Origin of the sequence: Spongiimicrobium sp. 3-5, assembly GCF_046557915.1 — a bacterium.
In the GTDB taxonomy this organism is placed as follows: Bacteria; Bacteroidota; Bacteroidia; order Flavobacteriales; family Flavobacteriaceae; genus JBHEBG01.
Genome location: NZ_JBHEBG010000001.1, coordinates 414632 through 438444, shown reverse-complemented (window position 1 = coordinate 438444; position 23813 = coordinate 414632). Strand labels below are relative to the sequence as shown.

General features: G+C 40.5%; 21 protein-coding genes. 6 read left to right on the top strand and 15 right to left on the bottom strand.

Translation table 11 applies throughout. From position 1 onward, the window contains the following. Window positions 1–4: 4 nt before the first annotated feature. From pheS to ACEQ81_RS01975, 13 genes are all read right to left on the bottom strand, one after another. On the bottom strand, window positions 5–1024 hold the full coding sequence (gene pheS, locus ACEQ81_RS02035) for a phenylalanine--tRNA ligase subunit alpha (protein WP_411029177.1): 1020 nt from the start codon (window positions 1022–1024) through the stop codon (window positions 5–7). 50 nt (window positions 1025–1074) lie between these two features. Continuing rightward, window positions 1075–2958 carry a SulP family inorganic anion transporter gene (locus ACEQ81_RS02030; RefSeq protein WP_411029176.1) on the bottom strand — a complete coding sequence of 628 codons (1884 nt, stop codon included), beginning with the start codon at window positions 2956–2958 and terminating at the stop codon, window positions 1075–1077. A gap of 100 nt (window positions 2959–3058) precedes the next feature. Then, complete coding sequence (locus ACEQ81_RS02025) at window positions 3059–3688, bottom strand: carbonic anhydrase family protein (RefSeq protein ID WP_411029175.1); 630 nt, start codon at window positions 3686–3688, stop codon at window positions 3059–3061. Between the two features lie 10 nt (window positions 3689–3698). Continuing rightward, the gene (locus ACEQ81_RS02020; RefSeq protein ID WP_411029174.1) at window positions 3699–5273 is read right to left on the bottom strand and encodes a SulP family inorganic anion transporter; all 1575 of its coding nucleotides are present in this window, start codon (window positions 5271–5273) and stop codon (window positions 3699–3701) included. Window positions 5274–5351: 78 nt separating this feature from the next. Further along, window positions 5352–5654, bottom strand: a complete 303-nt coding sequence (locus tag ACEQ81_RS02015) for a hypothetical protein (protein ID WP_411029173.1) — start codon at window positions 5652–5654, stop codon at window positions 5352–5354. 58 nt (window positions 5655–5712) lie between these two features. Continuing rightward, entirely contained in the window at window positions 5713–6471 is a 759-nt protein-coding gene (locus ACEQ81_RS02010) for a tetratricopeptide repeat protein (RefSeq protein WP_411029172.1), read from the bottom strand. 1 nt (window position 6472) lies between these two features. Continuing rightward, on the bottom strand, window positions 6473–8221 hold the full coding sequence (locus ACEQ81_RS02005; RefSeq protein ID WP_411030359.1) for a BatD family protein: 1749 nt from the start codon (window positions 8219–8221) through the stop codon (window positions 6473–6475). Between the two features lie 35 nt (window positions 8222–8256). Beyond that, on the bottom strand, window positions 8257–9108 hold the full coding sequence (locus ACEQ81_RS02000; RefSeq protein WP_411029171.1) for a tetratricopeptide repeat protein: 852 nt from the start codon (window positions 9106–9108) through the stop codon (window positions 8257–8259). Between the two features lie 4 nt (window positions 9109–9112). Beyond that, window positions 9113–10156, bottom strand: coding sequence for a VWA domain-containing protein (locus tag ACEQ81_RS01995; RefSeq protein WP_411029170.1), 1044 nt, complete (start codon window positions 10154–10156; stop codon window positions 9113–9115). 4 nt (window positions 10157–10160) lie between these two features. Continuing rightward, on the bottom strand, window positions 10161–11159 hold the full coding sequence (locus ACEQ81_RS01990; RefSeq protein WP_411029169.1) for a vWA domain-containing protein: 999 nt from the start codon (window positions 11157–11159) through the stop codon (window positions 10161–10163). Beyond that, complete coding sequence (locus ACEQ81_RS01985; protein WP_411029168.1) at window positions 11159–12820, bottom strand: hypothetical protein; 1662 nt, start codon at window positions 12818–12820, stop codon at window positions 11159–11161. Before ACEQ81_RS01985 ends, ACEQ81_RS01990 begins: the two co-directional genes overlap by 1 nt. Before the next feature lie 4 nt (window positions 12821–12824). Further along, complete coding sequence (locus ACEQ81_RS01980) at window positions 12825–13691, bottom strand: DUF58 domain-containing protein (protein WP_411030358.1); 867 nt, start codon at window positions 13689–13691, stop codon at window positions 12825–12827. An 80-nt stretch (window positions 13692–13771) separates the two neighbouring features. After that, the gene (locus ACEQ81_RS01975; protein WP_411029167.1) at window positions 13772–14773 is read right to left on the bottom strand and encodes an AAA family ATPase; all 1002 of its coding nucleotides are present in this window, start codon (window positions 14771–14773) and stop codon (window positions 13772–13774) included. Between the two features lie 161 nt (window positions 14774–14934). Here ACEQ81_RS01975 and ACEQ81_RS01970 point away from each other — a divergent pair, with 161 nt between their 5' ends. From ACEQ81_RS01970 to ACEQ81_RS01960, 3 genes are read left to right on the top strand one after another with little or no spacing between them, the layout of a single operon-like run. Continuing rightward, window positions 14935–15810 (top strand): aldo/keto reductase family oxidoreductase, encoded by an 876-nt coding sequence (locus tag ACEQ81_RS01970; protein WP_411029166.1) that lies wholly within the window; start codon window positions 14935–14937, stop codon window positions 15808–15810. Window positions 15811–15827: 17 nt separating this feature from the next. Beyond that, window positions 15828–16598 carry an SDR family NAD(P)-dependent oxidoreductase gene (locus ACEQ81_RS01965; protein WP_411029165.1) on the top strand — a complete coding sequence of 257 codons (771 nt, stop codon included), beginning with the start codon at window positions 15828–15830 and terminating at the stop codon, window positions 16596–16598. After that, window positions 16595–17731, top strand: a complete 1137-nt coding sequence (locus ACEQ81_RS01960) for an ATP-binding protein (protein WP_411029164.1) — start codon at window positions 16595–16597, stop codon at window positions 17729–17731. The genes ACEQ81_RS01965 and ACEQ81_RS01960 overlap by 4 nt, the downstream gene beginning before the upstream one ends. On the opposite strand, the gene ACEQ81_RS01955 is transcribed toward ACEQ81_RS01960, so the two are convergent. Together ACEQ81_RS01955 and ACEQ81_RS01950 are read right to left on the bottom strand one after the other, a co-directional pair. Further along, entirely contained in the window at window positions 17728–19671 is a 1944-nt protein-coding gene (locus ACEQ81_RS01955; RefSeq protein WP_411029163.1) for an alpha-amylase family protein, read from the bottom strand. The genes ACEQ81_RS01960 and ACEQ81_RS01955 overlap by 4 nt on opposite strands. Window position 19672: 1 nt before the next feature. Next, a complete protein-coding gene (locus ACEQ81_RS01950; RefSeq protein WP_411029162.1) occupies window positions 19673–20620 on the bottom strand; it encodes a carbohydrate kinase family protein in 948 nt (315 codons plus the stop codon). A gap of 178 nt (window positions 20621–20798) precedes the next feature. Between ACEQ81_RS01950 and ACEQ81_RS01945 the strand changes: the two genes are divergently transcribed. The 3 genes from ACEQ81_RS01945 to ACEQ81_RS01935 all read left to right on the top strand — a co-directional run bounded on the left by ACEQ81_RS01945 (window position 20799) and on the right by ACEQ81_RS01935 (window position 23808). After that, the gene (locus ACEQ81_RS01945) at window positions 20799–21938 is read left to right on the top strand and encodes an SPFH domain-containing protein (protein ID WP_411029161.1); all 1140 of its coding nucleotides are present in this window, start codon (window positions 20799–20801) and stop codon (window positions 21936–21938) included. A gap of 65 nt (window positions 21939–22003) precedes the next feature. Beyond that, the gene (locus tag ACEQ81_RS01940) at window positions 22004–23086 is read left to right on the top strand and encodes a DNA helicase PriA (protein WP_411029160.1); all 1083 of its coding nucleotides are present in this window, start codon (window positions 22004–22006) and stop codon (window positions 23084–23086) included. Then, complete coding sequence (locus ACEQ81_RS01935) at window positions 23083–23808, top strand: metallophosphoesterase (RefSeq protein ID WP_411029159.1); 726 nt, start codon at window positions 23083–23085, stop codon at window positions 23806–23808. The genes ACEQ81_RS01940 and ACEQ81_RS01935 overlap by 4 nt, the downstream gene beginning before the upstream one ends. The last annotated feature ends 5 nt before the right edge of the window (window positions 23809–23813 follow it).

The window sequence follows — 23813 nt, the reverse complement described above, 5'->3', positions numbered from 1 at the left end:
TTATTTAAAACGAACTCTTAAACTGTGCCAGAAAACGAACATCGTTCTCACTGAGCAAGCGAATGTCCGAAATTTGGTGCTGCAACATAGCTATTCTGTCAATGCCCATACCGAAAGCAAAGCCCGAATATTCTTCGGAGTCTATACCACAATTTTCCAACACATTGGGGTCTACCATACCGCATCCCATAATTTCTAACCAACCTGTACCCTTGGTTATTCTATAATCAGTCTCCGTTTCCAATCCCCAATAAACGTCTACCTCTGCACTTGGTTCTGTAAAGGGGAAATAAGAAGGTCTTAACCGTATTTTAGATTTTCCAAAAAGTTCCGTAGTAAAAAATTGCAGAGTTTGTTTTAAATCGGCAAAGGAAACATCCTTGTCTATATAAAGTCCTTCTACCTGATGAAAAAAGCAGTGCGATCTTGCCGAAATAGCCTCATTGCGATACACTCTTCCGGGAGATATAGTCCGGATAGGAGGTTTATTGTTTTCCATATAGCGCACTTGTACCGATGAGGTATGTGTGCGCAGTAGTATGTCCGGATCTGTTTGGATGAAAAAGGTATCTTGCATATCCCTTGCAGGATGGTATTCTGGGAGATTTAGAGCGGTAAAATTATGCCAGTCGTCCTCAATTTCTGGGCCTTCGGATACATTAAAACCAATTCTAGAAAAGATTTCTATGATTTGGTTCTTTACAACGGAAATTGGATGGCGTGCTCCCAATTCCAAGGGTTCACCGGGACGCGTAAGATCTCTACCGGAGGCCTTTTGTTTGGTATTGTCCTCCAGTGCTGCTTTTAGCGAGTTTACTTTGTCCGTGGCCGAAGTCTTTAACAAATTTATTGTTTGTCCAAACTCCTTTTTTTGATCATTGGACACATTCTTAAACTCCGAAAAGAAATGGGTCAACAATCCTTTTTTTCCGAGATATTTAATTCTGAAAGTCTCGATATCCTCCAAGTTGTCAGCGGAAAACTTTTCAACTTCGGTAATGTGCTGCTTTAAAGTATCGATCATACCATTGGTCTAAGAACGGCAAATTTAAAACTTTTATACCAGTACTTAAATTATTTAGGCTCCAAAGCGGCATATTCTTCACGGATGTTGTTTTTGATCCATGTAAGACATTCATCAAAAGTGGGAAAGAGATGTTCCCTAGGGACCAAATCAGGAATAATGTCTATACGTTCCATCATATATTTGGGCTGATCGGGTACATCTACAAGAAGTACATTAATATCTTGCTTTTTTAGATCTACCAATACATCTTCCAAGGCGTATAATCCGGACTGATCTATATATTGCATCCGGTCCATCCGGATAATTACCGAAGAGGCCGAACTTGGAATTTGGCTCGCCAACTGCTGAAAATCACTCGTAGAACCAAAAAATAAAGGCCCCTTTATATGTTTAATAAATACTTTTTCCTTTAATTCCATAGGGAATTCGGATTCATCCGCCCAGGATTTTTCCTTTATCAAAGACTTCACATCGGAACGTTCGGCGGTTAGATCACCCATTTTTTTCATGAACATCAACGAAGCGATTACCAGACCTATACCCACGGCATAGACCAAATTCCAAATAGAGGAAAGCACCATTACTATGAGCATAATAATTACCTCCGAACTCAATTTTATAGGCCCTACACTCAAATCTCTAGGTAAACTTGGGATAGCTCTAAGACCTTTATAATCCATGACCCCTATCCCAACGGTCACTAAAATTCCTGCAAGAACTGAAGCCGGGATTTGTGAAGCTACCGGGCCTAATGCCAATAGTACAACCAATAGCATTACACCTGCGAGCATTCCTGATAGTCTTGTTTTTCCACCTGCATTGATGTTCACTACGGTTCTTATAGTAGCACCCGCACCAGGTATTCCCCCAAATATTGCCGCTACACTGTTTCCAATACCTTGGCCAACCAGCTCCTTGTTAGGACTGTGTTTGGTCTTGGTCATGTTATCGGCAACAACGGATGTAAGCAAGGAATCTATGGCCCCGAGAAGGGCAAGAGTAAGTGCGGTAAATATATAAGGGGTAATCTTACCAAGGCTAAACCCTGTAAATATTTCCAAATTGGGTACAGGGAGGCCCTGCGGAATTTCTTCTATGGGCCTGTAGGGCAGGCCAAAACCATAAGCCACCCCCGAAACTACCAATAAGGCCACCAGTGTACTTGGAATTGCCATTGTAATTCTCTTAAAACCATAGATGATAATAATAGTTGCCAAAGCAAGGACAAGCTCTAACCAACTTATGTTTTGCAGTGCCCGTGGGAGTACTTTTATTGTGCCAATTACTCCGGATGCTTCCTTGGCCGCTAAAGTTTTGGCCTCATCCAAAATATCGTTTTCGGTAGTTTTACTGGCCCTTGAAATGGTCTCTTTAAAATCTTCCAGAACCAAAATACCCTCACCAGCTTCTTCCCTTAATATATTCTCAAGGATAAGTTCTTCGGCCTCTGGTTTAAATTCTTGCACATAGGTTTCATCCTCTTTAGGGTAGTAACCTACAGAAGGCAGAACCTGAGTAACTATAATAATTACCCCAATGGCGGTCATAAAACCCGAAACTACCGGATATGGAATGTATTTAATGTATTTGCCAAGACCTAAGGCGCCAAGACCAATTTGCATAATACCGGCCAAAAGAAAAACAGAGAGGATAGCAGGAAGCGCTTTGGCCACATTTCCGTCGTTAACCGCAATAATACCTGCGATTACAACCATACTTACCGCGGTCATTGGAGCTGTTGGCCCCGAAATCTGCGTGTTGGTTCCGCCAAACAGTGCGGCGAAAAAACTAATAAATATTGCTCCGTATATACCTGCGCTTGGTCCTAGACCAGAACTAACCCCAAAGGCAAGTGCTAGTGGAAGGGCAACGATCCCGGCGGTGACACCACCAAACAGGTCGCCCTTAAAGTTGGAAAAAAGTTTGCTCATAGTTATTTTAATAGTAACGCTATTAAGATAACATTTTTAATGAAAATGAAAAGGCCAATGTTTTGTTAAACATTGGCCTTGTTTCCGATTAAGATTGTGGTTAATCGAAAAATGTCACTTTTCCATTGCGGATATCATACATTGCGCCTACAAGACGTATTTCGCCATTGCCTTCCATATCGCTAAGAACAGGGCTTTTAAGTCTCATGTTGTCCAATGTTAAATGTACGTTTGTAGTAGCAACCTCATCTACGAACACGGCATTTTGGGAGTTTCGCAAGCTGTTATCCTGAGGCTCTTTCACCGCTTCTACGGCGGGCTTTATTTTGCTTACCAAAGCGGTTAAATTCCCAAGTTTGGCGTCATCACAAGCTCCTTTTACCGCACCGCAACCGGTATGGCCAAGGACAACCACCACTTTGGTGCCCGCCAATTTGCAAGCAAATTCAATACTCCCAAGGATATCTTCGTTTACAATATTCCCTGCGACCCTGGCACTAAAGATATCTCCAACACCTTGATCGAAAATTAGTTCGGCAGACACCCTAGAATCTATGCAACTTAGAATTGTGGCAAAAGGATACTGCCCTGTGGCCGTTTCGCTTACCTGCCCTAGCAGGTCCCTGTCCAAAGCGCTGCTGTTTTGAAATCTGACATTGCCATTCTTTAGTTGCTGTATGGCACCCATGGGCGTCATTGCCGCCTGTGTTTCTTTTGTTTGTGCTTTCATAGTTATGATTTTATGCTGATCTTAATTTAAAAAATTCTATATAGCTACTTGGATTTTCTGCGATACCACGCTCCGAGATTAGCTTAATATTTATATTCCTGTTTTTCGCCTTTTCAACAAAATCATCAAGAATCTCTAGAATATCATTGTCCAAATATCTTGTTTTCCTAACATCCAATTCAAGATACGTATTTTCGGGTAATTGATCTAACTCCTTCAAAATGGCACCTTTGTTGAAGAAAGTAACCTCTTCGGCAAGCGTCATTTTTATTTTATGGGTTCCGTTGCTCTTATCTTCCAAATGAAGAAAATGAGAATTTTGATAGCTTTTTATCAAAATTACCACAATACCCACGGCAAGGCCTAGACCAATACCAATTAGGAGATCTGTGAAAATAATTCCCAAAACGGTAACCGTAAATGGTATAAACTGTTTCCATCCCATGTCATACATTTTCTTAAATAGTGCTGGCTTGGCCAATTTATAGCCTACAATGAACAAAACGGCAGCCAATACCGACAGGGGAATCATATTCAACAATTTCGGGATTAGGATAACAGAGGTCAATAGAAAAAACCCATGGATAATAGCGGACATTTTACTTCTTCCTCCCGATTGAATATTGGCAGAACTTCTTACTATTACCTGTGTAATAGGTAATCCGCCGATCATTCCGGAAATCATGTTTCCTGTTCCCTGTGCTAAGAGCTCCCTATTGGTGGGAGTTACTCTTTTTCGGGGGTCTAACTTATCCGTTGCTTCCACACAGAGCAAGGTTTCTAAACTAGCCACTAAAGCAATGGTGAAAGCTGTTATCCAAATCTCTGGATTTGAGATTTCCCCAAAATTGGGAAAACTAAACTGGGCTATAAAGGAAGCGGCATCTTCCGGGATGGGAACGCTTACCAAGTGATCGGTAGAAATAGACCAGGTAGCGGAACCTTTAGTGGCCACAAAGAAAATAATACCTACGGCTACGGCTACAAGAGGTCCTTGAACCAATTGAAACAATTTCCCTTTTTTACTGAGCACCTTATCCCAAAGAACAAGGATTGCCAAGCTTACAAAGGCAATAAATGTTGCACCCGGACTTATATAGTTGAACGAATTAAAAATTTCTGAGAAGGTGTTTTCCCCATCTATCTGAAAAAATGCAAAATCGCCCTCAGGGTCCGCATCGTATCCAAAGAAATGTGGTATTTGTTTTAAGATAATAATGATACCTATACCGGTAAGCATTCCCTTTATTACGGATGAAGGAAAATAATAACCTATAATACCGGCTTTTAGAACCCCAAAAAGGAGTTGTATTGCACCACCTAGAACAACAGCCAGTAAAAAGTTTTCATAACTACCAAGGGCCCCTATAGCAGTAAGTACTATAGCTGCCAACCCGGCGGCGGGGCCACTTACCCCGATTTGAGATCCACTTAACGCGCCAACAACGATACCACCCACAATTCCTGCAATCAATCCGGAAAAAAGAGGTGCGCCACTGGCCAAGGCAATACCCAAACAAAGAGGTAATGCCACAAAAAATACAACGATACTTGCAGGCAAGTCGTTTTTAATATACTTGAACATATCAAAAAAGTTATTTAGCCTTCCATCCCAAAAAGGAAAAGAAGACAGTTAGTTAAAGGTTGAAAAATGTAAAATAACTTAGATGGTATGTTCTGGCGGGGGAAGCAGAATTTCGGTAGCGTAATCTGTGTATAGGACAACACGAAAGTTGTTGTCATCTATTTTTTCTTTGAGTAGTAAATTCGTATGTAAATCAGAAAAATGAAGGAAAAAGTCCTTTTCAACCAGCTCCTTTTTTTCTTCCTTCTTTTTTTCTTCTTCATTAAAGTCAACCACCCACATCGTATTCTCGCTGTTATCCAAAAGGGTAACTACCGATGGTGCCAATATGGAGGCTATCAGTAAAAACGATATTATAAAATGGGCTACAGACTTGAACATTAAATTCGAAATTTTACCAAAGATAAAAGTATTGCTATCACATATTGTTAAAGAAAGTCTAAAAATCTTTCAACAATTTTATGTCTTCGGAGGAAATCCATCCGGTTTTGCCATCGACAAGTGCTATCTTTTTCCAATCGTCCAATACTTCCAATACGTTTACCTTAGTGCCTTCATGTAATTTAAACGCTTGTTGACTTCGATTATTTGGCTCGGATTTTACAATACTTTCTTCCTGGAATACAATGGCAGGCTGATCTTCGGAAAAGTCAGTATACTCAATGTATGCAAGCAAAATGGAAATCACTCCTATGATCAAAGCTACAATACTGCTTACAAAAGCTATACGCTTGTGCGAAGAATATCTTAGAAAGTAAAATAATAGATAGGCAAGTACAAAGATCATAATACAGACCACCGAGACGTAGGCCCATTGTTCGAAGGACAAAACCTCTACAATATTCCTATAAATTTTTGAAAGCCCTGTTTCTGGTAATTGCTCTATAGCATCCAACGTCATATTTTGTGCAAAACTAAGATTGTTCTTTATTTCGGGATCGTTGGGTTTTAACAATAGTGCTTTTTCATAGTAATAGATACTAGGCGCTATTTGGCTCATTTTGTAGTAAGCATTTCCCAAGTTATAATATAGCTCTGCAGAATGCTCCCCATTATCTAAAATTTTTAAATAGCTCTCTACGGCCTTTTCGTATTCGCCGGCATTATAGGCCTTGGTTGCCCTACTAAAAAGTGCATTATTCTGTGCACTCCCCAAAAAGAAGGGCAACAAAATAAGAATGATGGTCAACTTTTTCATACTATAATTGTTTGTCCAAATAAGAAATTACTTCACTTGCCTTGCTGTAATCTTGCTGCATCTGAACTTCTGAAAATGGGCTATATCTTGCTAACTCACAATTCTCTAAAAGTGCAATAAAGCTTTCTTGTGTGTTATCGTCCACTTTTCTTTCGGTAAGCAAAGATGCTATTTTGTCTTTGCTGAATTCCGAGGTCTCTATTTTTAATTTGGCTTTTAGATAGTTATGTAACGCCTTTTCCAATGCAATGTAAAATGCTTCTTTGTTCCCTAGGGTCTTTTTGGCATCGGAAAGATATTTCCTTGCCAATTTATTAGCTTTTTTAATTCTGTTCCCTGCTACATCACTAGCTATGGCTTCTCGTTTTTTACCAAAAATTATGGCAATTGGAATTAGCGCCAACGGAAGTAGCAGCCAAAGATAAAAGTTGGTAGAACCAAAAAAGTAATGTGTACCTATGGGGACTAAATTGGGCTTAAGTTTAATGAAGTTAAACTGGTTGCCCGTACTTACAACTGCTTGTCTATTGGCTGATATGGGGCCAGGGGCTCCTATAGATCCGTTGCTTGGTCCCTCCGCTACGTTGATGAGGATTTCATCTGAATTAAGGGTATGATATTTTTCTGATTTTGGGTCGAAATAGCTAAAAGATATACTCGGAATAGGATACTTGCCCCTATATGAAGGCACAATAGTGTAGTTGTTACTTACTTTTCCTTCCATTCCAGAAAGGGTTGTACGTACGTTCTCCTCAAATTCTGGCTCATAAACCTCTAGGGAGCTGGGCAAACTAGGTTCTGGTAACTGAAACAGTTTTAGGTTGCCTTTGCCTTTTACCTCTACTTGGGCTTGCAAAGATTCGGAAGCATTGAGGTTGGTTTTGCTTGCCGTTACAAAAAATTTAAAATTACCTACGGCACCTCCAAAGTTTGCCGGTTTGCCCGCTGTGGGTAACGCTTTTACGTTTAGCGTACGTTTCCCCGCAGACACCGTTTTGTTGGTTTGGGTATACACCCTGCCTCCAAAAAAATCGCGTCTATTGGTAGGGACATCTATGGTTACATCCAGGGATAGCGGTTCAATCTCTAACTTCCCGGATTTTTGGGGATAGAGCACCACTCGTTTCAAAATAACGTATCGGTATGCCTTTCCGTTATAGGTTCCGTTTTGCACATTGTACTTGGTTACGGGCATGTCTTGGCTCCAAAAGTTATTGTATTTGGGATTATCCAACGCCCTAAAGTTGGTGACATTTACAAATTGGCTAACATATAATTTGTAGACTACACTTACGGCTTCATTAAGAAAAGGTTTGGATTTGGAGACTTCTGCTACCAGATGTAAGCTTTGGTCCGCCACGTCATCTACGGTCATTTCATCGGACGGTTTGTCTACTGCCGCAGTAACCTCAACTTTTTTGGGCAACGACTTATATGTTTTTCCTCCTATTACAATAGTTGCCTGCTTTATGGTAAATACCCCGCGCCCTGTAGGAGCAAGCGTATATGAATAAGTTTTGGAAAAGCTTCTTACACCGTTTACCCATGACGAGCTTATGGACTGGGACGGGCCCATCAGAATTCTAAACCCACTAAAATCTGGCGGACTAAAGTTATCCCCGTCCTTGTTCATGGTAAAATCTACACGTAGGCGCTCGTTTATACCAAGCCTCTCTTTACTGAGTTTTACCTCAAACGTAACAGCGTCTTCCTGGGCCATCATGATACCAGAAATGGTAAACAAGGCCATAGCGCATGTTAAATATGTTTTAAGGGTTTTTCTCACTACCAATCCTTTTCGTTCTTTGTTTTAATGCCTTTTACCTTTTTGGCATCTATTTTTTCCTGAACCTTTTTCTCTTCATTTTGCATGGCCTCTAACAGGTTTTGCACTTGTTGGGGAGATAATTGATTGGGTCGGGGTTGCTTCTGTTCTTTTTGTTGATCTCCTTTATCGGGCTGTTTTTTTTGTTCTTCCTTTTCATCTCCTTCACCTTCTTTATTTTCCTCTTTCTTTTCGTCTCCTTTATCGCCTTCATCACCTTTATCTTCGTTCTCCTCCTTATCCTGATCTCCCTTCTTATCCTCTTTGTTGTCTCCCTCGTTCTTTTGGTCCTTGTCTTTTTTGTCTTCCTTATCTTCCTGATCCTTGTTGTCTTGGTCGTTTTTTTGTTCGTCCTGTTCCTTTTTTAACATCTCTTTGGCCAAGGCCAGGTTATACCGGGTCTCCTCATCTGTTGGATCGTTTCTCAGCGCTTCTTTATAGCCCTCCACAGCTTTCTGATATTCCTTGTTTTTCATAAAAACATTACCCATATTATGGTATGCCCTATGTTTGTCTGCTTTTTCAGAGGCTTGTTCCCCAGCCTGTTTAAAACGGGTATAGGCTTCCGAATAGGTTTCTTCGTTATAGTAGGCATTTCCCAAATTGTAAGGCGCGGCTATATTGTCGTTACTTTTGGAGATGGCTCTTCTATAGTCTGCCTCAGCTTCAACAAAATTATTTTCGGCAAGTTCTTTGTTAGCTTCCCAGGTAATATTGTTGGAGGCTCTTAGTGCCTTTCCTTTGTCTTTATCCTCCTCTTGGGCTGTAGCAAAACATCCGATCAAAAAAATAAGGAATACGATTTTTTTCATAGGATTAGATTTCTTTTTCGTTGAACAAATTGAGTTTTTTGAGCCACTTGGTCTTTCTATCCAACAAAAAGATGTCCAAAAATAGAAATAATAATCCTGCACCCAAAAACCACTGAAACTGGTCTTTAAATTCTGCAAACTGTTTGGCCTCAAACTCTTTCTTATCCATTTGGAACAATTGTTCCTTTATATACTCTACGGCTTCTTCCGTCTTGGCCCCGTTTATATACTCTCCGTTCCCTTCACTGGCAATATCGGTAAGTATTTGTTCATTCAGTTTTGTAATTACAACTTCGCCTTGTGCATCTTTTTTTAGACTTTCGACGATACCGTTCTTTTTTATCGGGATTGGTCCTCCTTTGGGTTTTCCTACACCAACAGTATATACACGTATGCCTTCTTCTACGGCAAGTTCTACGGCATCTATTGCGGTACCTTCGGAATGGTCTTCACCATCCGAGATAATGAACAGTACCCTATTGGTCTGTTCCTCATCATCGTAATAGGTAGATGCCAATTCTATGGCCTCTCCGATTGCCGTTCCTTGAGAGGAAAGCATATCCGTATTCATGCTCTGCAAGAACATTTTGGCTGCACCATAATCTGTGGTGATCGGTAATTGGGGATACGCTTGCCCTGCATAGGCAATAATACCGATGCGGTCACTGGCCAGCTGGTTGATAATTTCTGAAACCAAACGTTTGGACTTTTCCAATCGATTGGGGGCTATATCCTCAGCTAACATACTTTTGGAAACATCAACAGCAAATACGATATCTACCCCCTCTCGTTTTACCGTTTCCAATTTTGTGCCAATTTTAGGGTTTACTAGGCCCAATACCAAAAAAGTTAGCCCCAATAGTAAAAAAATAAGTTTTAAGGCAGACTTAAGGCCAGATTTGTTAGGTGTAAGACGTTTTAAAAGCTCAGGATGCGCAAAACTTTTCTGTGTCTTGTTTTTCCATAATTGCAGTCCAATAAAAAAGACTATCATTATGGGAATAATGAACAATAGGTAGAAATATATTTTTTCGTCTAATTGTATCATGGATCTATATAAAACTTCTAAATAATGTATTTCGCAATAACCATTCCATGAAAAGGAAGGCGACCGCCAAGATTATCCAAGGTCTAAATTTTTCTTCGTACTTATAGTATTTAAATTCTTCTATCTCGGTCTTTTCAAGTTTATTGATCTCGTCATAGATGGCTTCGAGTTTTTCATTGTCAGTAGCCCTAAAGTACTTTCCACCTGTGGCATCTGCAATTTCTTCCAAGAGTTCTTCATCGATCTCTACCTGTCTCATACCATATCTAAAAGACCCATCTTGGTTGTATGCAATGGGCGATAAGGCATTTCCATTTGTTCCCAGACCAATGGTATAGGTTTTAATTTCGAACTCAACCGCCAGGTCCGCAGCTGTCTGGGGTTCTATAAATCCGGAATTGTTAACCCCGTCGGTTAACAAGATGATAACCTTGCTAATTGCTTTGCTTTCTTTTAACCTATTCACGGAAGTGGCCAATCCCATGCCGATGGCCGTACCATCGTTTAGTTGGCCATAGGTAATTTCCCTTAACGCATTAAGTACAATGGACTTATCACTTGTAATAGGGGTTTTGGTATAACTTTCACCGGCATATGCTACAAGGCCAATCCTATCATTAGGACGTTTCCGTATAAAATCTGCGGCCACTTCCTTAAGGGCAGATAAACGATTTGGTTTTAAGTCTCTTGCCAACATACTGGAAGACACATCAATGGCCATAACAATGTCTATACCTTTTGTGGTTTTGGTTCTTGTAGAAATATCCTCTGTCTGGGGACGGGCCATAGCGGTGATGATTGCCGCCAGTGCCAACAGGCGCAGTACAAACAACAAAGGTTTTAATTTGGGGAGTATGCTGGTATTGGAAAACCCTTTTATGCTAGAAATTTTAAGGGAGGCGGTTTGTTCTTTCTGTTTAAAAAAATACCAAAGTATTGCTATTGGCAGTAATAGAAACAACCAAAAGAACTGTGGGTTTGCAAATTCGATATTTTCTAACATTAGACTTCTGTTTTTACTTCTACGGATTTTAGGATCCTATCCACAATTTCTGCTGCATAGGCGTCCTTATCTAACCAGGAGAGTAATATTTGTTGCTGAAAACCTTGGCCGCCGAAGCTAATGATAACGTACTTTCCTTTTACCAATTCTTTGGATTTGGGTACGGGAAACTTTCCGGTTCCATAGGTCTTTAATCCTTTTACTCCTGAGATTGATATAAACTCTTCTTGTTTGGTGGTAATATTTTTGGCTCCCCGGTCTTCAAAACTTTTCAATAACTGTTCAATGGTCTTTTCAAAATCGGGTTCGGCAGGTTTTAGAAAGGTAGTGGAAGTAGTGGCAACCGTAAAAAGACCTTCAAGATTATTGTAACCAAAAGTTTGCACCTCCTTTACCTCTGCCATGGCCTCCGGTGGAAGTTTTAATTCCTTTCGCAGCAAAACCTCCGGTGTTTCCAAACCAATGGGAGGAAAACCATAGGTGCTGGCAACCCATTCGCCCTCCAATAACTCCTTTGTAGGATGTCCTAAAATGGTATCCTTGGTATACGTAAAACCGTAATAGGCCGCTAGCGAAATGGAGGTAACCAAAATAACACCCACAATGGCCGCAGCCGCATAGACAATTTTTTTCCTTTCTCTTTTTCTTGCCAATTCTGCCTGGTATTCTTCTTGTTGCATTAATTCTTCCACGGTAGGTTCTGGCAAGGCTTCCTTGGTTTTTATAACTATTTGCTCAATGGATTTCCGATCTTCCTCCGCTGCTGACGAAGGAGGTTTAGATTTGGCAAATTTTACTAAATCCGCAGTTTGCAATATACGTTTAAACTGTTTTATAGTATCACCATCTAACTCTAGTTCTCCCGCATCCTTAAGCAGTTCCAACTTATCTATCAACTGGTCCGTGGTACTCTCCAAGGCAGAGACATGTGCATCTTCTTCCAAATACGAACGTACAATATCCGTTAATTCGGAATAATATTGCTTGTATTCATCCTGTATAAGATATTTGGAATTTTCCAATCGTTTTAGTTCCAATAACGCCCTATCATAGGGTGGTAATAAAGCTTCTTTCTCTTCCTCGGTCAACGGTTTTTTTCTAAACAGAAACCAGTAAAGTGCTCCTCCGATAAGGGCCAGTACTACAAGTATCAAAACTATAATTTTCCAAAGTTCCGAATTGCTTTTCTCTACTTGGATGAGCCCCTTTATATCGTACATTTTTTGGGTAAGGGTATCAACAGGTACCGTAGCTACATTAACGACTACCGAATCTGTAAAATAAGGTTTGTCATTAATGGCAATGCGCTGTTGGGGGATGGTATAAATACCTGAATCGAATTGTGTAAGAGCATATATTTTTTGAAGGGTAACCCGATCTTTTTTTCGTGTGGTGTCCGTTTCAAAAGCCTCTACTGTTTCTAAAGGTGAGAACGTTTGCCCCTCCGGGAAAAAGACAATATCCGTGGAATCTGCCTCTACTGTAATTTGATAATTGATTTGTTCTCCAATCTTTATAGCGGTAGTGTCTATCTTAAAATGTACCGAAGGACTTAATTGCGAGTGGGCGCTATTTGATATAAGAAATAACAAAACAACAAGGCATATTCCTTTTATCTTAGGAACAACAAAGTGCATCTTATGTATTGTATTACTTCTCATTTTCTTATCCCCTTCGCTTAAAATAACCCAATAGTTTTTTTACATAGCTTTCGTCTACGCGACAACTGAGGACGCCACAACCAGATTTGGTAAAGACATCCTTAAAATAGTCTACATGTTGTTGGTGGTATTTTGCGTACTCCATTCTAACCCGTTTAGATTGGGTGTTTACCAATTGCAAAGTACCTGTTTCCGCATCTTGCATTTGTACCACCCCTAAATTTGGAATACGTTCCTCCCTTTGGTCGTAGACCCTAATACCGGTAACATCGTGCTTGTTACCCGTAATTTTCAATGTTGTCTCATAATCGTCCGCAATAAAATCGGACAACACAAATACAATGGCCTTCTTTTTCATTACGTTGGTAAGGTATTTTAGTGCCTCGCCAATATTGGTTTTTTGGCTTTTTGGACTAAACTCCAACAATTCTCGAATGATTCTTAGTATATGACTCTTCCCTTTTTTAGGAGGAATAAAAAGTTCTACCTCGTCCGAAAATAAAATAAGGCCTACCTTGTCATTGTTCTGCAATGCCGAAAAAGCAAGCGTTGCGGATATTTCCGTAACAATTTCTTTTTTAAACTGATTGGTAGTACCAAAAAGTTCGGATCCACTAACATCTACCATGAGCATCATGGTAAGTTCCCGTTCTTCCTCAAAAACCTTCACATATGGCTCATTATAGCGCGCGGTAACGTTCCAATCTATGCTTCGTACATCGTCTCCAAATTGATACTGCCTCACCTCACTAAAGGTCATACCCCTCCCTTTAAAGGTAGAGTGGTATTCTCCACCAAAAATATGGTCGGAAAGACGCCTGGTCTTTATCTCGATCTTACGTACCTTTTTAAGTAATTCCTTGGTATCCATTTGCCCTGTGGTGGATTTGTTCACATTGTGAACGTCCCTAGTTTACGGTTGTCCAAAACTTAAAAACTAGAAACAAAGTGCTATGGCACTTCAATTTCATTAACAATCTTGTTGATGATTTCTTCTGAAGTAATGTTTTCTGCCTCTGCCTCATAAGTGATGCCAATTCTATGTCTTAGTACGTCATGTACTACGGCCCTTACATCCTCGGGGACCACATACCCCCTTCTTTTTATAAAGGCATAACATTTGGCAGCGTTGCCCAGATTAATACTTCCACGTGGAGAGGCACCAAAACTGATCAATGGTTTAAGATTTTCTAAATTGTATTTTTCCGGATAGCGTGTGGCAAACACAATATCTAGAATATACTTTTCTATTTTTTCGTCCATATACACATCACGGACCGCTTGTTGTGCACTTAATATTTGCTTAAGTGTAACTACAGGCTTTACAGCATCATACGCGCCCAATAAATTTTGACGCATAATCAATTGTTCTTCGTTCATTTTTGGATAATCGATTACGGTCTTCAACATAAAACGGTCTACCTGTGCCTCGGGCAATGGATAAGTACCTTCTTGTTCTACCGGGTTCTGGGTGGCCATTACTAAAAAGGGTTTGTCCAGAATAAATGTTTCGTCACCAATAGTTACTTGTTTTTCTTGCATGGCTTCCAATAAGGCCGATTGCACCTTTGCAGGGGCTCTGTTGATCTCATCGGCCAAAACAAAATTGGCAAATATGGGGCCTTTTTTAATGGAGAAGTCATTTTCCTTCATGTTATAGATCATGGTACCCACAACATCGGCGGGTAATAGATCGGGAGTAAACTGTATTCGGCTAAAACTTCCTTTTACAGCTTTGGCCAGGGTATTTATCGCCAAAGTCTTCGCCAAACCGGGAACACCTTCCAATAAGATATGCCCTTGCCCCAATAAACCGATGAGCAATCGTTCCACCATATGTTTTTGGCCAACGATCACTTTATTCATTTCAAGTATGAGAAGGTCTATAAACGCGCTCTCTTTTTCAATTTTCTCGTTCACCGCACTTATATCGATAGTAGTATTTTGTTCCATAGAAACCATTTATATTTTCAAAGCAAATTAAGTAAGCATTTTAATAAAACGCAAAATGAAAATTTATTTACTGATCCGCTGTTAATTATTGGTTAAAAATAGCGTAAACACCTAAGTTTTATGAAGTATTTAAGGTATTTATTTTCTATTTTCACCATCCTATGGAGAATAATACAACCTATTCCAGGATCATAGCAGGAACCATGACATGGGGAAGCTGGGGAAAACAACATCCCAAAAAGGAAATGATTGCATTAATGCATTATTGCACCGAGCTAAACATTACCACTTTTGATCATGCGGATATCTATGGAGGATATACCACGGAGGCCCAATTTGGAAATGCCTTTGAGGATAGCGGAATCTCTAGGGAAAGTATCCAATTGATTACCAAATGTGGAATTCAGATGGATGCCGAGGCCAGAAAAAACAAAATCAAACATTATAACTATACCAAAGACTATATTGTTTGGTCGGCAGAGCAATCCATTAAAAATCTTCGCGCTGATTATCTCGATTTTTTCTTGCTGCACAGGCCTAGCCCTTTGCTTCAGATAGATGAGGTTGCCGAGGCTATAGCACTGTTGCAAGAACAAGGTAAAATAAAGGATTTTGGAGTCTCTAACTTTACCCCGTCCCAAATAGCGCAGTTAGATACGGCTGTTGGTGTACGCGGCAACCAGGTAGAATTTTCCTTGACCGCCAATGAGGTAATGTACGATGGTACTTTGGACGATATGATACAGAATAAACGTATGGCGATGTCCTGGAGTCCGCTGGGCAGTTATTTTAAGGAAGAAAACGATCAGACTCGGCGTATTAAATCAATTATGCCAGACTTACTGAAAAAGTATAACGTCACCGAAGATCAATTGCTATTGGCATGGGTCTTAAGGCACCCGGCTACTGTTAGACCCGTTGTAGGCACGGCTACTCCCCAGCGTCTGTCAGCAGCCCAGGAATCCCTTCAGATAGATTTGGAATTGGAAGATTGGTTTGCCTTATTGGCAGCCAGTGAAGGACACGAGGTGCCCTAGATATTATCACCGAGATTATGGAAAATTCAAAACAAAACAAAACAGCCCTAATTACGGGGGCTACAAGCGGAATAGGCATGGCCACCGCAAGGCATTTTGCCAACAACAATATAGCCCTGGTACTCTGTGGGAGAAGGCAAGACCGCCTAGATGAACTGGCTAAAGAACTGGGAGCGTATACAGCAGTACATACCCTTAATTTTGACGTTAGCGACAAAAACGCCGTTGCAAGCGCCTTGGGGTCACTGCCAAAAAGCTTTTCAAATATCGATATTCTGATCAATAATGCCGGAAATGCCCATGGATTTGACCCTATCGAGGAAGGAAATTTAGAGGATTGGGACGCTATGTTGGACATAAACGTAAAAGGATTGCTCTATGTTTCCAAATCGATACTTCCCATTATGATAAAGAATAAATCCGGGCATATTATTAATATAGGCTCAACTGCCGGAAAGGAAGTATACCCCAAGGGCAACGTATATTGTGCCAGTAAGTTTGCCGTAGATGCCATAAACCAAGGAATGCGAATGGATTTGCATAAACATGGGGTTAAGGTAGGCGCTGTAAATCCAGGTTTGGTAGAAACCGAGTTCAGCAAGGTACGTTTTAAGGGCGATACCAATAGGGCTGCTGATGTTTATAAAGGTCTTGAAGCTTTACGACCCGAAGATATTGCGGATATTATCCACTTTGTGGTCAGCAGGCCGTACCATGTAAATATTGCGGATTTGGTGGTGATGCCAACCGCACAGGCTAGTAATACTATTGTGAATAGGGAATTATGATCAACAAGCGCCTTCTTGTTAAAAATCTCTTGGCCCATAATGACGAAAACAGTTTTTATGACAAAAAACGTTTTATCGATATAGGACAAAAGGAGGGAAAGGCCAAGTTTTTAAAGCACGTTTGCGCCATGGCAAACAGCAACCCAAAGAACAATTCCTTCATTGTAATAGGAGTAGAGGATGAGGACAACAAAATTGTGGGAGTCGATTTTTTTGATGATAGCAAAATTCAAAATCTTGTAAACGCCTATATAGATAACCCTCCCCTTATTTCTTATGAGAACATACCGTTCCCTCATTTGCCAGAAGGTAAAGTGGTGGGGTTGGTTACCATAAAATCTAATGGAAAAGTCTGTGCACTCCGCAAGAACATATGGAAATACTATGGCGGTTCCGTGTTCTTTAGAGAGGGTAGTATTAGCCTGCCCAAGGTTTTCGACATAGAACTAAAGGACATCAATTCCGAGACGGTAGCCACCATTGAGCAGCATGCTCGCAACAATATAGAGCTTACCTTGGACGGTGTTATCGATTTTCTTAACCATCGTCATAAAGATTTGATAAGCAATTACAGGGTTTTTAAGGAACAGTTTGTAGTTTGCTGGGCAGGAAACCAGAAAAAAGTTAAAGACGAAACCTATTACTCCAGGGTAGATATTGAATTGATAAACGAACAAGTAAAATTGTTCTATTCGGCCTTGGATGAAATTACCATATCATTTGATGACCATTCATTTTCCACCACAGAATATGTGCAGTTAGGGCTTGGTGCGCAACAAAGTTATTTTCCCTTGGAACGTATGGTTATAGAATTTTCCGATAATGGCACCTATCAGATACAGAGCGATCTAATTTTTGAACCTCCGCAATACGATAAGAAAACGTTACACCATATTTTTAATGCCAATAATGCCCTCCTTAAAAAACTGGAAAAAAAAATTGCGCTTAAACCAGAGGAAAAGAAAGATATAAAGCATTTACCAGCCACATATTTAATATGTTACCTAAATGGATTTGATGAGGCCAAGGAGCGTATGGACCTTGCTAGGCCAATCATTAAATCTTACGATAAAGAAGTGTACAGGTCTTTAAAAGAATCCCTTAGAATTTTAAGAAAGGTACAATACAATTAGTGTTTTTCTAACCAGAGAAAAGCATATGGTTCTAGTAATACCTTGCCCAGATTGTTGGTTTCCAACAATTTGCCATCAACCAAATTTTTAAGGCCAAGGCTTGGCTCTAGACCAATTTCTGCCAGCCAACTTTCAGAAATAAAGTGTTGGATCTCATCAAAATTACAAATAATTACCACCCCCTTTGCCGAAGGCCTTTCGTATGAAAAAATATGCGGGTTAGGGCAGTTGAGAAGCAAAAAGTTATTGCCATCCCCAAAGGCCGGAATCTTTTTTCTAAGGGCAATCAAATGCTTTAGCCTATTGAAGACTTTGTTTTGTGGAGACCTGCCTTTGCCCAAACTCAATTTGCCAATAGTATTCCAATCTTGTGTGGGTCTGTTTACCCACCTACTGTCTCCTTTTTTGTTTTGATCTTTTAAATAGGAGTAGTCGTTTAAGGTAGCAATCTCGTCACCAGCATAAATCATGGGAATACCACCATAGGAGATTATGATACTATGTAGCATAATTATTTTGTCTACGGCCTGTTGAATTCCTTTTTTGTCCTTTTTTTGGATCGCTTTCTCCAAACCTAATAAGGAGGCGGTACTGCCGGTTATTCTACCATCCCCGGTTTCCGGATTAAACATAAAGACCTCACCCATGGCCGGGGACCAAGACAGACCCTGACAATAGTAATCCAATAAAAACTTGCGATGCATTTTGGCGTCCCAGCCAATCTCATAGATATATCTGTCGTCAAAACCCAAGCCAATATCATCATGGCATCTAATGTAATTTATCCATGTGGCATCTTTGGGTTTCTTGGGAATGTTCCATAAACTTTTCCGTAACAGTAGGGTCTTCTTTGTGGCAATGGAGTTCCAAAGTAATGCCATCAGGGATGCATTATATGCCAGGTCGCATTCATTGCCTTTTTTTTGGTCTTCCCCAAAATATTTTATAATCTCCGTTGGCGCAACGATGGCTTCGGCCAAGACCGCGGTTCCAGGTGCAATTACCTGTAAACACATTCTAAACAGCGCAACTAGGTTATGGGCTTCCGGTAAATTTTGAGAAGCTGTGCCAATTTTTTTCCAAAGAAACGCCAGGGCGTCCAACCTAACGATGTCCGCTCCTTGGTTTACCATACCGACCAAATTTGTCATCATTTCCATAAAAACTTCAGGATTGGAGTAGTTTAAATCCCATTGGTAGCTGTTAAACACGGTCATTACCCAACGCTGCATAGCTTCATTGTAAGTGAAATTGCCCGGTGATGTTTCCGGAAATACTTGTGGCATGGTTTTTTCAAACTCATCGGGTACTTTCCTATCGGTATAGGTGTAGTAGTAATTTTGATATTTAGTGTCTCCTTTTGCTGCTTTTTTGGCCCATAAAAATTCGTCGGAAGTATGGTTAACAACAAAATCTAACATAAGATACATGCCGTTGGCCCTAAGATCTTTGGTCAGTTTTTTTAAATCGGCCGAGGTGCCGAACTTCTTATCCACGGCCAAGTAATCGTTTACGGCATAGCCGCCATCATTTTCACCTTTAGGCCTTGTGGTTATTGGCATTAGATGCAAAAAGTTAACCCCAAGTTCCTTAAAGTAATCTAGCTTTTGGTTAAGACCCTTAAGATCTTTATTGAACAGGTCTACATAAAGCTGCATGCCTACTAAATTCTCTGACTGGTACCAATTACCTTCTTCCAATCTTTTTAAATCTTGCAATTTTAGATCTTCAGGTCTTTTTTTGAACAAGGCAGGTAAAAGACCTATCAATTCATTGAAATGGCCCAGATGTCTTTCTTCTGGATATAGGGAAAAAAATAGATCTTTGATCAACGTTAAGTTTGCGGATAAACGCAACTCAAAATGGCCCCCTGTATTTGGGTTTTTTGATTGACTCACCCCTTTGTTGGCCAATAGCCTGTGTAGCGAGGCCTGATTCATTCTAGTCGTTTAATTGATTCTGATCGGGGAGCGATTCAATAGCTCCAAAGTTGGTGGTGGTAATGGCACCGGCCCTATTGGCTCTTGCTATCATAGACAAAAGCAAAGTATCATTTTCCATAATATCACTGAGGCTGTTCAGCGTTGCAATTTGTTGTAGCAGGCAACCTATAAAGGCATCCCCGGCCCCGGTTGTATCCACAGGAACCACTTTAACGCTGGGCACGGTTTGGCGAAACCCTTTTCTACTGATCAAAGTGCCTTTTGGGCCTAAGGTTACGGCAATTAATTTTGTGCCGGCCTCGTGCAAAAGATCACAGGCTTCGTCAATATCGTTTTTACCCGATAAGAGCTGTGCTTCTTCCAGACTAAATTTACATAAGTCAGATTTTTCAACAAAAGGCATACATTTTTTTATAAAGGATGCCTCGTTGTCCTTCCAAAGGTCTGCCCTAAAATTGGGATCGAAGCTAATAAAGGTGCCCAAGGTGAGGGCATCAAAGAAATAACGACCATAAGCTTCTTCCAAGTTACCGCCCAACAAAGCGGTAGCTGCACCCAAATGCAGCATATTTCCTTTAAGATCGCTTTTGTTTGCAGAAGAATATTTTAGCTCCCGATCGGCACCTCTGCTAAAGACAAAATCGCGTTCGCCATCCTCGGCTATGGAGACGAAGGCCAAGGTGGTAAATATTTTAGATCGTTGTGTCAGGGAAATATCAACGGAAGCATCTTTTAAGACTTTCAACAGATATGTGCCGAAAGGGTCAACACCAACAGCACCAATGAATGCACTTCTTCCACCCAGCTTGGAGATGGCACATGCCACGTTTGCCGGAGCGCCACCTGCCTTCTTGGTAAATTCTATGGCTTTAGACAGATCACTGCCCTGATTTTCCGCAACGAAATCAATCAACAACTCCCCAATGCAATATACTTTCCTCATCATAGCCCACAAAGATACTTTAGGTTCCCAAAGTAATTAGAATTACTATGTTTACCCAAATTTTGGCACTATTTTTTTTTCAAATAGTATGAAGGATAATTGCTTATAAAGGCCTAAATTTCCTTTTGTTCTATTTTAAAGAATTGATTACCTTTTAACAAAATAATAAACCTGTTTTAAAATGAGCTTATTCGACGAAATAAAGAAAAAACTTAGCCATGAATTTATTGATATCGTAGAGTGGTTAGACACTAGTGACGATACCATTGTTCATCGTTTTGAACGCTACCAGAACGAAATAAAAAATGAGGCCAAACTAATAGTAAGGGAAGGACAGGCCGCCGTATTTATTAATGAAGGGCAATTGGCAGATGTATTTACTCCCGGAACGTATACCTTAAATACCAAGAACTTGCCGATACTGGCAACTTTAAAAGGATGGAAATATGGCTTTAACAGTCCGTTTAAAGCCGAAGTGTACTATGTAAATACACGCTTATTTACCGATGAAAAATGGGGGACCAAAAACCCGATAATGCTCAGTGACGAACGTTTTGGATTGGTAGAGATACGGGCGTTTGGAACTTATAGCTTTAAAATAAACGACCCGGGAAAGTTTGTAGTGGACGTGGTAGGGACCGATGGCAATTTTACCAACTATGAGGTAAACGAGCATCTTAAGAGTTTAATAGTTACACGGTTTACCGATACAGTGGGGGAAGCCAACCTTCCTATTGAACTTTATGCGGCCAACACCACGGAACTATCCCAAACCTGCCAGGAAGTTATGCAGCCCGAATTTGGAAGGGTGGGCATTGAGTTAGAGAAATTTTTTATAGAAAATGTTTCCATGCCCGAAGATTTGAAAAAGGAAATCTTTGAGTACAGTAGGTTGGATAAACTGGACATGACCAAACTTTCGCAGTTTAAAGCCGCCAAAGCTATGGAAGCTGCGGCCAAAAATGAAGGCGGTACTGCAGGTGCAGGTATGGGGATGGGTATGGGTTTTGTTTTGGCTCAACAGATGGGAAGTATGATGAACCCTCAAATGGCACAGCAGCCCTTTGCAACCCAACAGGGGCAGGGACCCGCAGTACCTCCTCCCATTCCTACCCAAGTACTATATCATTATTCCGTAAACGGACAACAGTTAGGGCCGGTGAATTTTGATAAACTAAAAGAATTGTTTGCCAACAGAACGGTAAACCGGGATTCCCTTGTTTGGAAACCAGGAATGGCAAGTTGGACCGCCTTAAAAGACGTAGCGGAATTAAAAGTGTTTCTGGGAGGAAGCACACCACCGCCACTGCCAACTACTTAAACGATTTTCCCAAACACTATATGAGATTCGCTTATCGTTGAAAGAGATAAGCCGGTAATGGAACTATGGAAGGAACGATCCAATCCGAAGAGAACAAATCTTGCGCCAACTGTGGTGCGGAGCTTAATTACAAACCCGGGTCACATCAATTAAAGTGTGAATATTGCGGATATGAGGAGTTCATTGAACAGGCTAAAAGTAGTTTTGAAGAATTAGAGTTACAACACTATTTGAAGGTCGTTGGCGATAACAAGTTTACAGAGACCATAGACTTGTTACACTGCAAAAATTGCGGTGCAAATCAGCATGTGGAGGAAAATTATAAATCCCTTCGTTGCGTGTATTGCAGTGAACCATTAATTAAGGAAGACGTTGAAAAAGAAGGATGGATTCTTCCCGGTGCATTGGTGCCTTTTCAATTAGACACAAAAAAGGCACGCGGCATATTTAAAGAATGGGTCCGTGGCATTTGGTTTGCTCCTAACAAATTAAAAAGGGCCGCTTTAGATCCGGAAGGCGTTCATGGGCTCTATGTACCCTATTGGACGTTTGACGCCGATCTGTATGCTACCTACCAAGGCCAGCGGGGAGATTATTACTATGAAACACAAACATACAATACCAAAAATGGACGGCGAACAAGGCAGGTAAGGAAAACAAGGTGGTCTTCCGCATCGGGTTCTGTGAATGGTTTTGTGGATGACATTTTGATCAGCGCTTCACAGACTAAGGAAAGGAAAATTCCATTAAAAATTGCACATTGGAATTTAAAGGAACTTGTTGTTTTTAATACCAAGTATCTTGCAGGTTTTGTCACTGAAAAGTACACCATATCACTAAAAGAAGGGCACCATCGATCTTTTCAGGAATCAAAAAAAATCGCTTACAATTGGATCAGACAAGATATAGGGGGAGATACGCAGCGGATTAATCACGCAGATATCAAACTGTCCGATGAGACTTTTAAACATGTGCTTTTGCCTATCTACCTAAGTGCTTATAAATACAATGGCAAAGAGTATAACTTCTATATCAATGGGCAAACAGGGAAAATCAGTGGTACTTTTCCCTATTCGTTTTGGAAAATTTTCTTCCTAATTCTTTTTGTGGTAATAGTCATTGCGGTAATTGTGATTTTGGCAAAATGAGAAAACTGGTAATAGGGGATATACATGCAGGACTTAAGGCTTTGGAACAGGTGTTTGCGAAGGTAGAGGTTACCACCAGTGATCATCTTATTTTTTTGGGAGATTATGTGGATGGATGGAGCCAAGCAGTAGAGACCGTAGACTTTTTGTTGCAACTTGCAACCACCCACCGCTGTACTTTTATAAGGGGTAATCATGATGCATTGTGCAATGAATGGTTAACTACGAAAAGGGATAATCCGCTATGGTTTCAGCATGGAGGCATGGCCACCATGACATCTTATGAGGAGGCCAGTACTATAACAAAAGAAAGACATATTGAGTTTTATAACGGTTTGGAGGATTATTATTTGGACGAACAAAACAGGCTGTTTTTACATGCAGGATTTACGAACGTAAAAGGGGTTACATTTGAATATTTCACCAAAACCTTTTATTGGGATAGAACACTCTGGGAACTAGCACTCTCACTGAACCCGACCCTTAAAAAACAAGATGTGTACTATCCGAAGCGACTTGCACTCTACCAGGAAATATATATAGGGCATACCCCGGTAACACGGATTGGCAAAACCACTCCCCAAAAAGCGGTAAATGTATGGAATATAGACACCGGAGCGGCCTTTAAGGGCCCCTTGTCCGTAATGGATGTAAACACCAAACAGGTCTGGCAAAGTGATCCGGTGTTTACGTTTTACCCAGAGGAAAGGGGGAGAAATTAAAAATT

What these genes read in the sequence shown, in the direction of transcription:
- pheS (WP_411029177.1), bottom strand. Translation starts at nt 1,024, where the DNA reads ATGATCGATACTTTAAAGCAGCACATTACCGAAGTTGAAAAGTTTTCC.
- ACEQ81_RS02030 (WP_411029176.1), bottom strand. Translation starts at nt 2,958, where the DNA reads ATGAGCAAACTTTTTTCCAACTTTAAGGGCGACCTGTTTGGTGGTGTC.
- ACEQ81_RS02025 (WP_411029175.1), bottom strand. Translation starts at nt 3,688, where the DNA reads ATGAAAGCACAAACAAAAGAAACACAGGCGGCAATGACGCCCATGGGT.
- ACEQ81_RS02020 (WP_411029174.1), bottom strand. Translation starts at nt 5,273, where the DNA reads ATGTTCAAGTATATTAAAAACGACTTGCCTGCAAGTATCGTTGTATTT.
- ACEQ81_RS02015 (WP_411029173.1), bottom strand. Translation starts at nt 5,654, where the DNA reads ATGTTCAAGTCTGTAGCCCATTTTATAATATCGTTTTTACTGATAGCC.
- ACEQ81_RS02010 (WP_411029172.1), bottom strand. Translation starts at nt 6,471, where the DNA reads ATGAAAAAGTTGACCATCATTCTTATTTTGTTGCCCTTCTTTTTGGGG.
- ACEQ81_RS02005 (WP_411030359.1), bottom strand. Translation starts at nt 8,221, where the DNA reads ATGGCCTTGTTTACCATTTCTGGTATCATGATGGCCCAGGAAGACGCT.
- ACEQ81_RS02000 (WP_411029171.1), bottom strand. Translation starts at nt 9,108, where the DNA reads ATGAAAAAAATCGTATTCCTTATTTTTTTGATCGGATGTTTTGCTACA.
- ACEQ81_RS01995 (WP_411029170.1), bottom strand. Translation starts at nt 10,156, where the DNA reads ATGATACAATTAGACGAAAAAATATATTTCTACCTATTGTTCATTATT.
- ACEQ81_RS01990 (WP_411029169.1), bottom strand. Translation starts at nt 11,159, where the DNA reads ATGTTAGAAAATATCGAATTTGCAAACCCACAGTTCTTTTGGTTGTTT.
- ACEQ81_RS01985 (WP_411029168.1), bottom strand. Translation starts at nt 12,820, where the DNA reads ATGAGAAGTAATACAATACATAAGATGCACTTTGTTGTTCCTAAGATA.
- ACEQ81_RS01980 (WP_411030358.1), bottom strand. Translation starts at nt 13,691, where the DNA reads ATGGATACCAAGGAATTACTTAAAAAGGTACGTAAGATCGAGATAAAG.
- ACEQ81_RS01975 (WP_411029167.1), bottom strand. Translation starts at nt 14,773, where the DNA reads ATGGAACAAAATACTACTATCGATATAAGTGCGGTGAACGAGAAAATT.
- ACEQ81_RS01970 (WP_411029166.1), top strand. Translation starts at nt 14,935, where the DNA reads ATGGAGAATAATACAACCTATTCCAGGATCATAGCAGGAACCATGACA.
- ACEQ81_RS01965 (WP_411029165.1), top strand. Translation starts at nt 15,828, where the DNA reads ATGGAAAATTCAAAACAAAACAAAACAGCCCTAATTACGGGGGCTACA.
- ACEQ81_RS01960 (WP_411029164.1), top strand. Translation starts at nt 16,595, where the DNA reads ATGATCAACAAGCGCCTTCTTGTTAAAAATCTCTTGGCCCATAATGAC.
- ACEQ81_RS01955 (WP_411029163.1), bottom strand. Translation starts at nt 19,671, where the DNA reads ATGAATCAGGCCTCGCTACACAGGCTATTGGCCAACAAAGGGGTGAGT.
- ACEQ81_RS01950 (WP_411029162.1), bottom strand. Translation starts at nt 20,620, where the DNA reads ATGATGAGGAAAGTATATTGCATTGGGGAGTTGTTGATTGATTTCGTT.
- ACEQ81_RS01945 (WP_411029161.1), top strand. Translation starts at nt 20,799, where the DNA reads ATGAGCTTATTCGACGAAATAAAGAAAAAACTTAGCCATGAATTTATT.
- ACEQ81_RS01940 (WP_411029160.1), top strand. Translation starts at nt 22,004, where the DNA reads ATGGAAGGAACGATCCAATCCGAAGAGAACAAATCTTGCGCCAACTGT.
- ACEQ81_RS01935 (WP_411029159.1), top strand. Translation starts at nt 23,083, where the DNA reads ATGAGAAAACTGGTAATAGGGGATATACATGCAGGACTTAAGGCTTTG.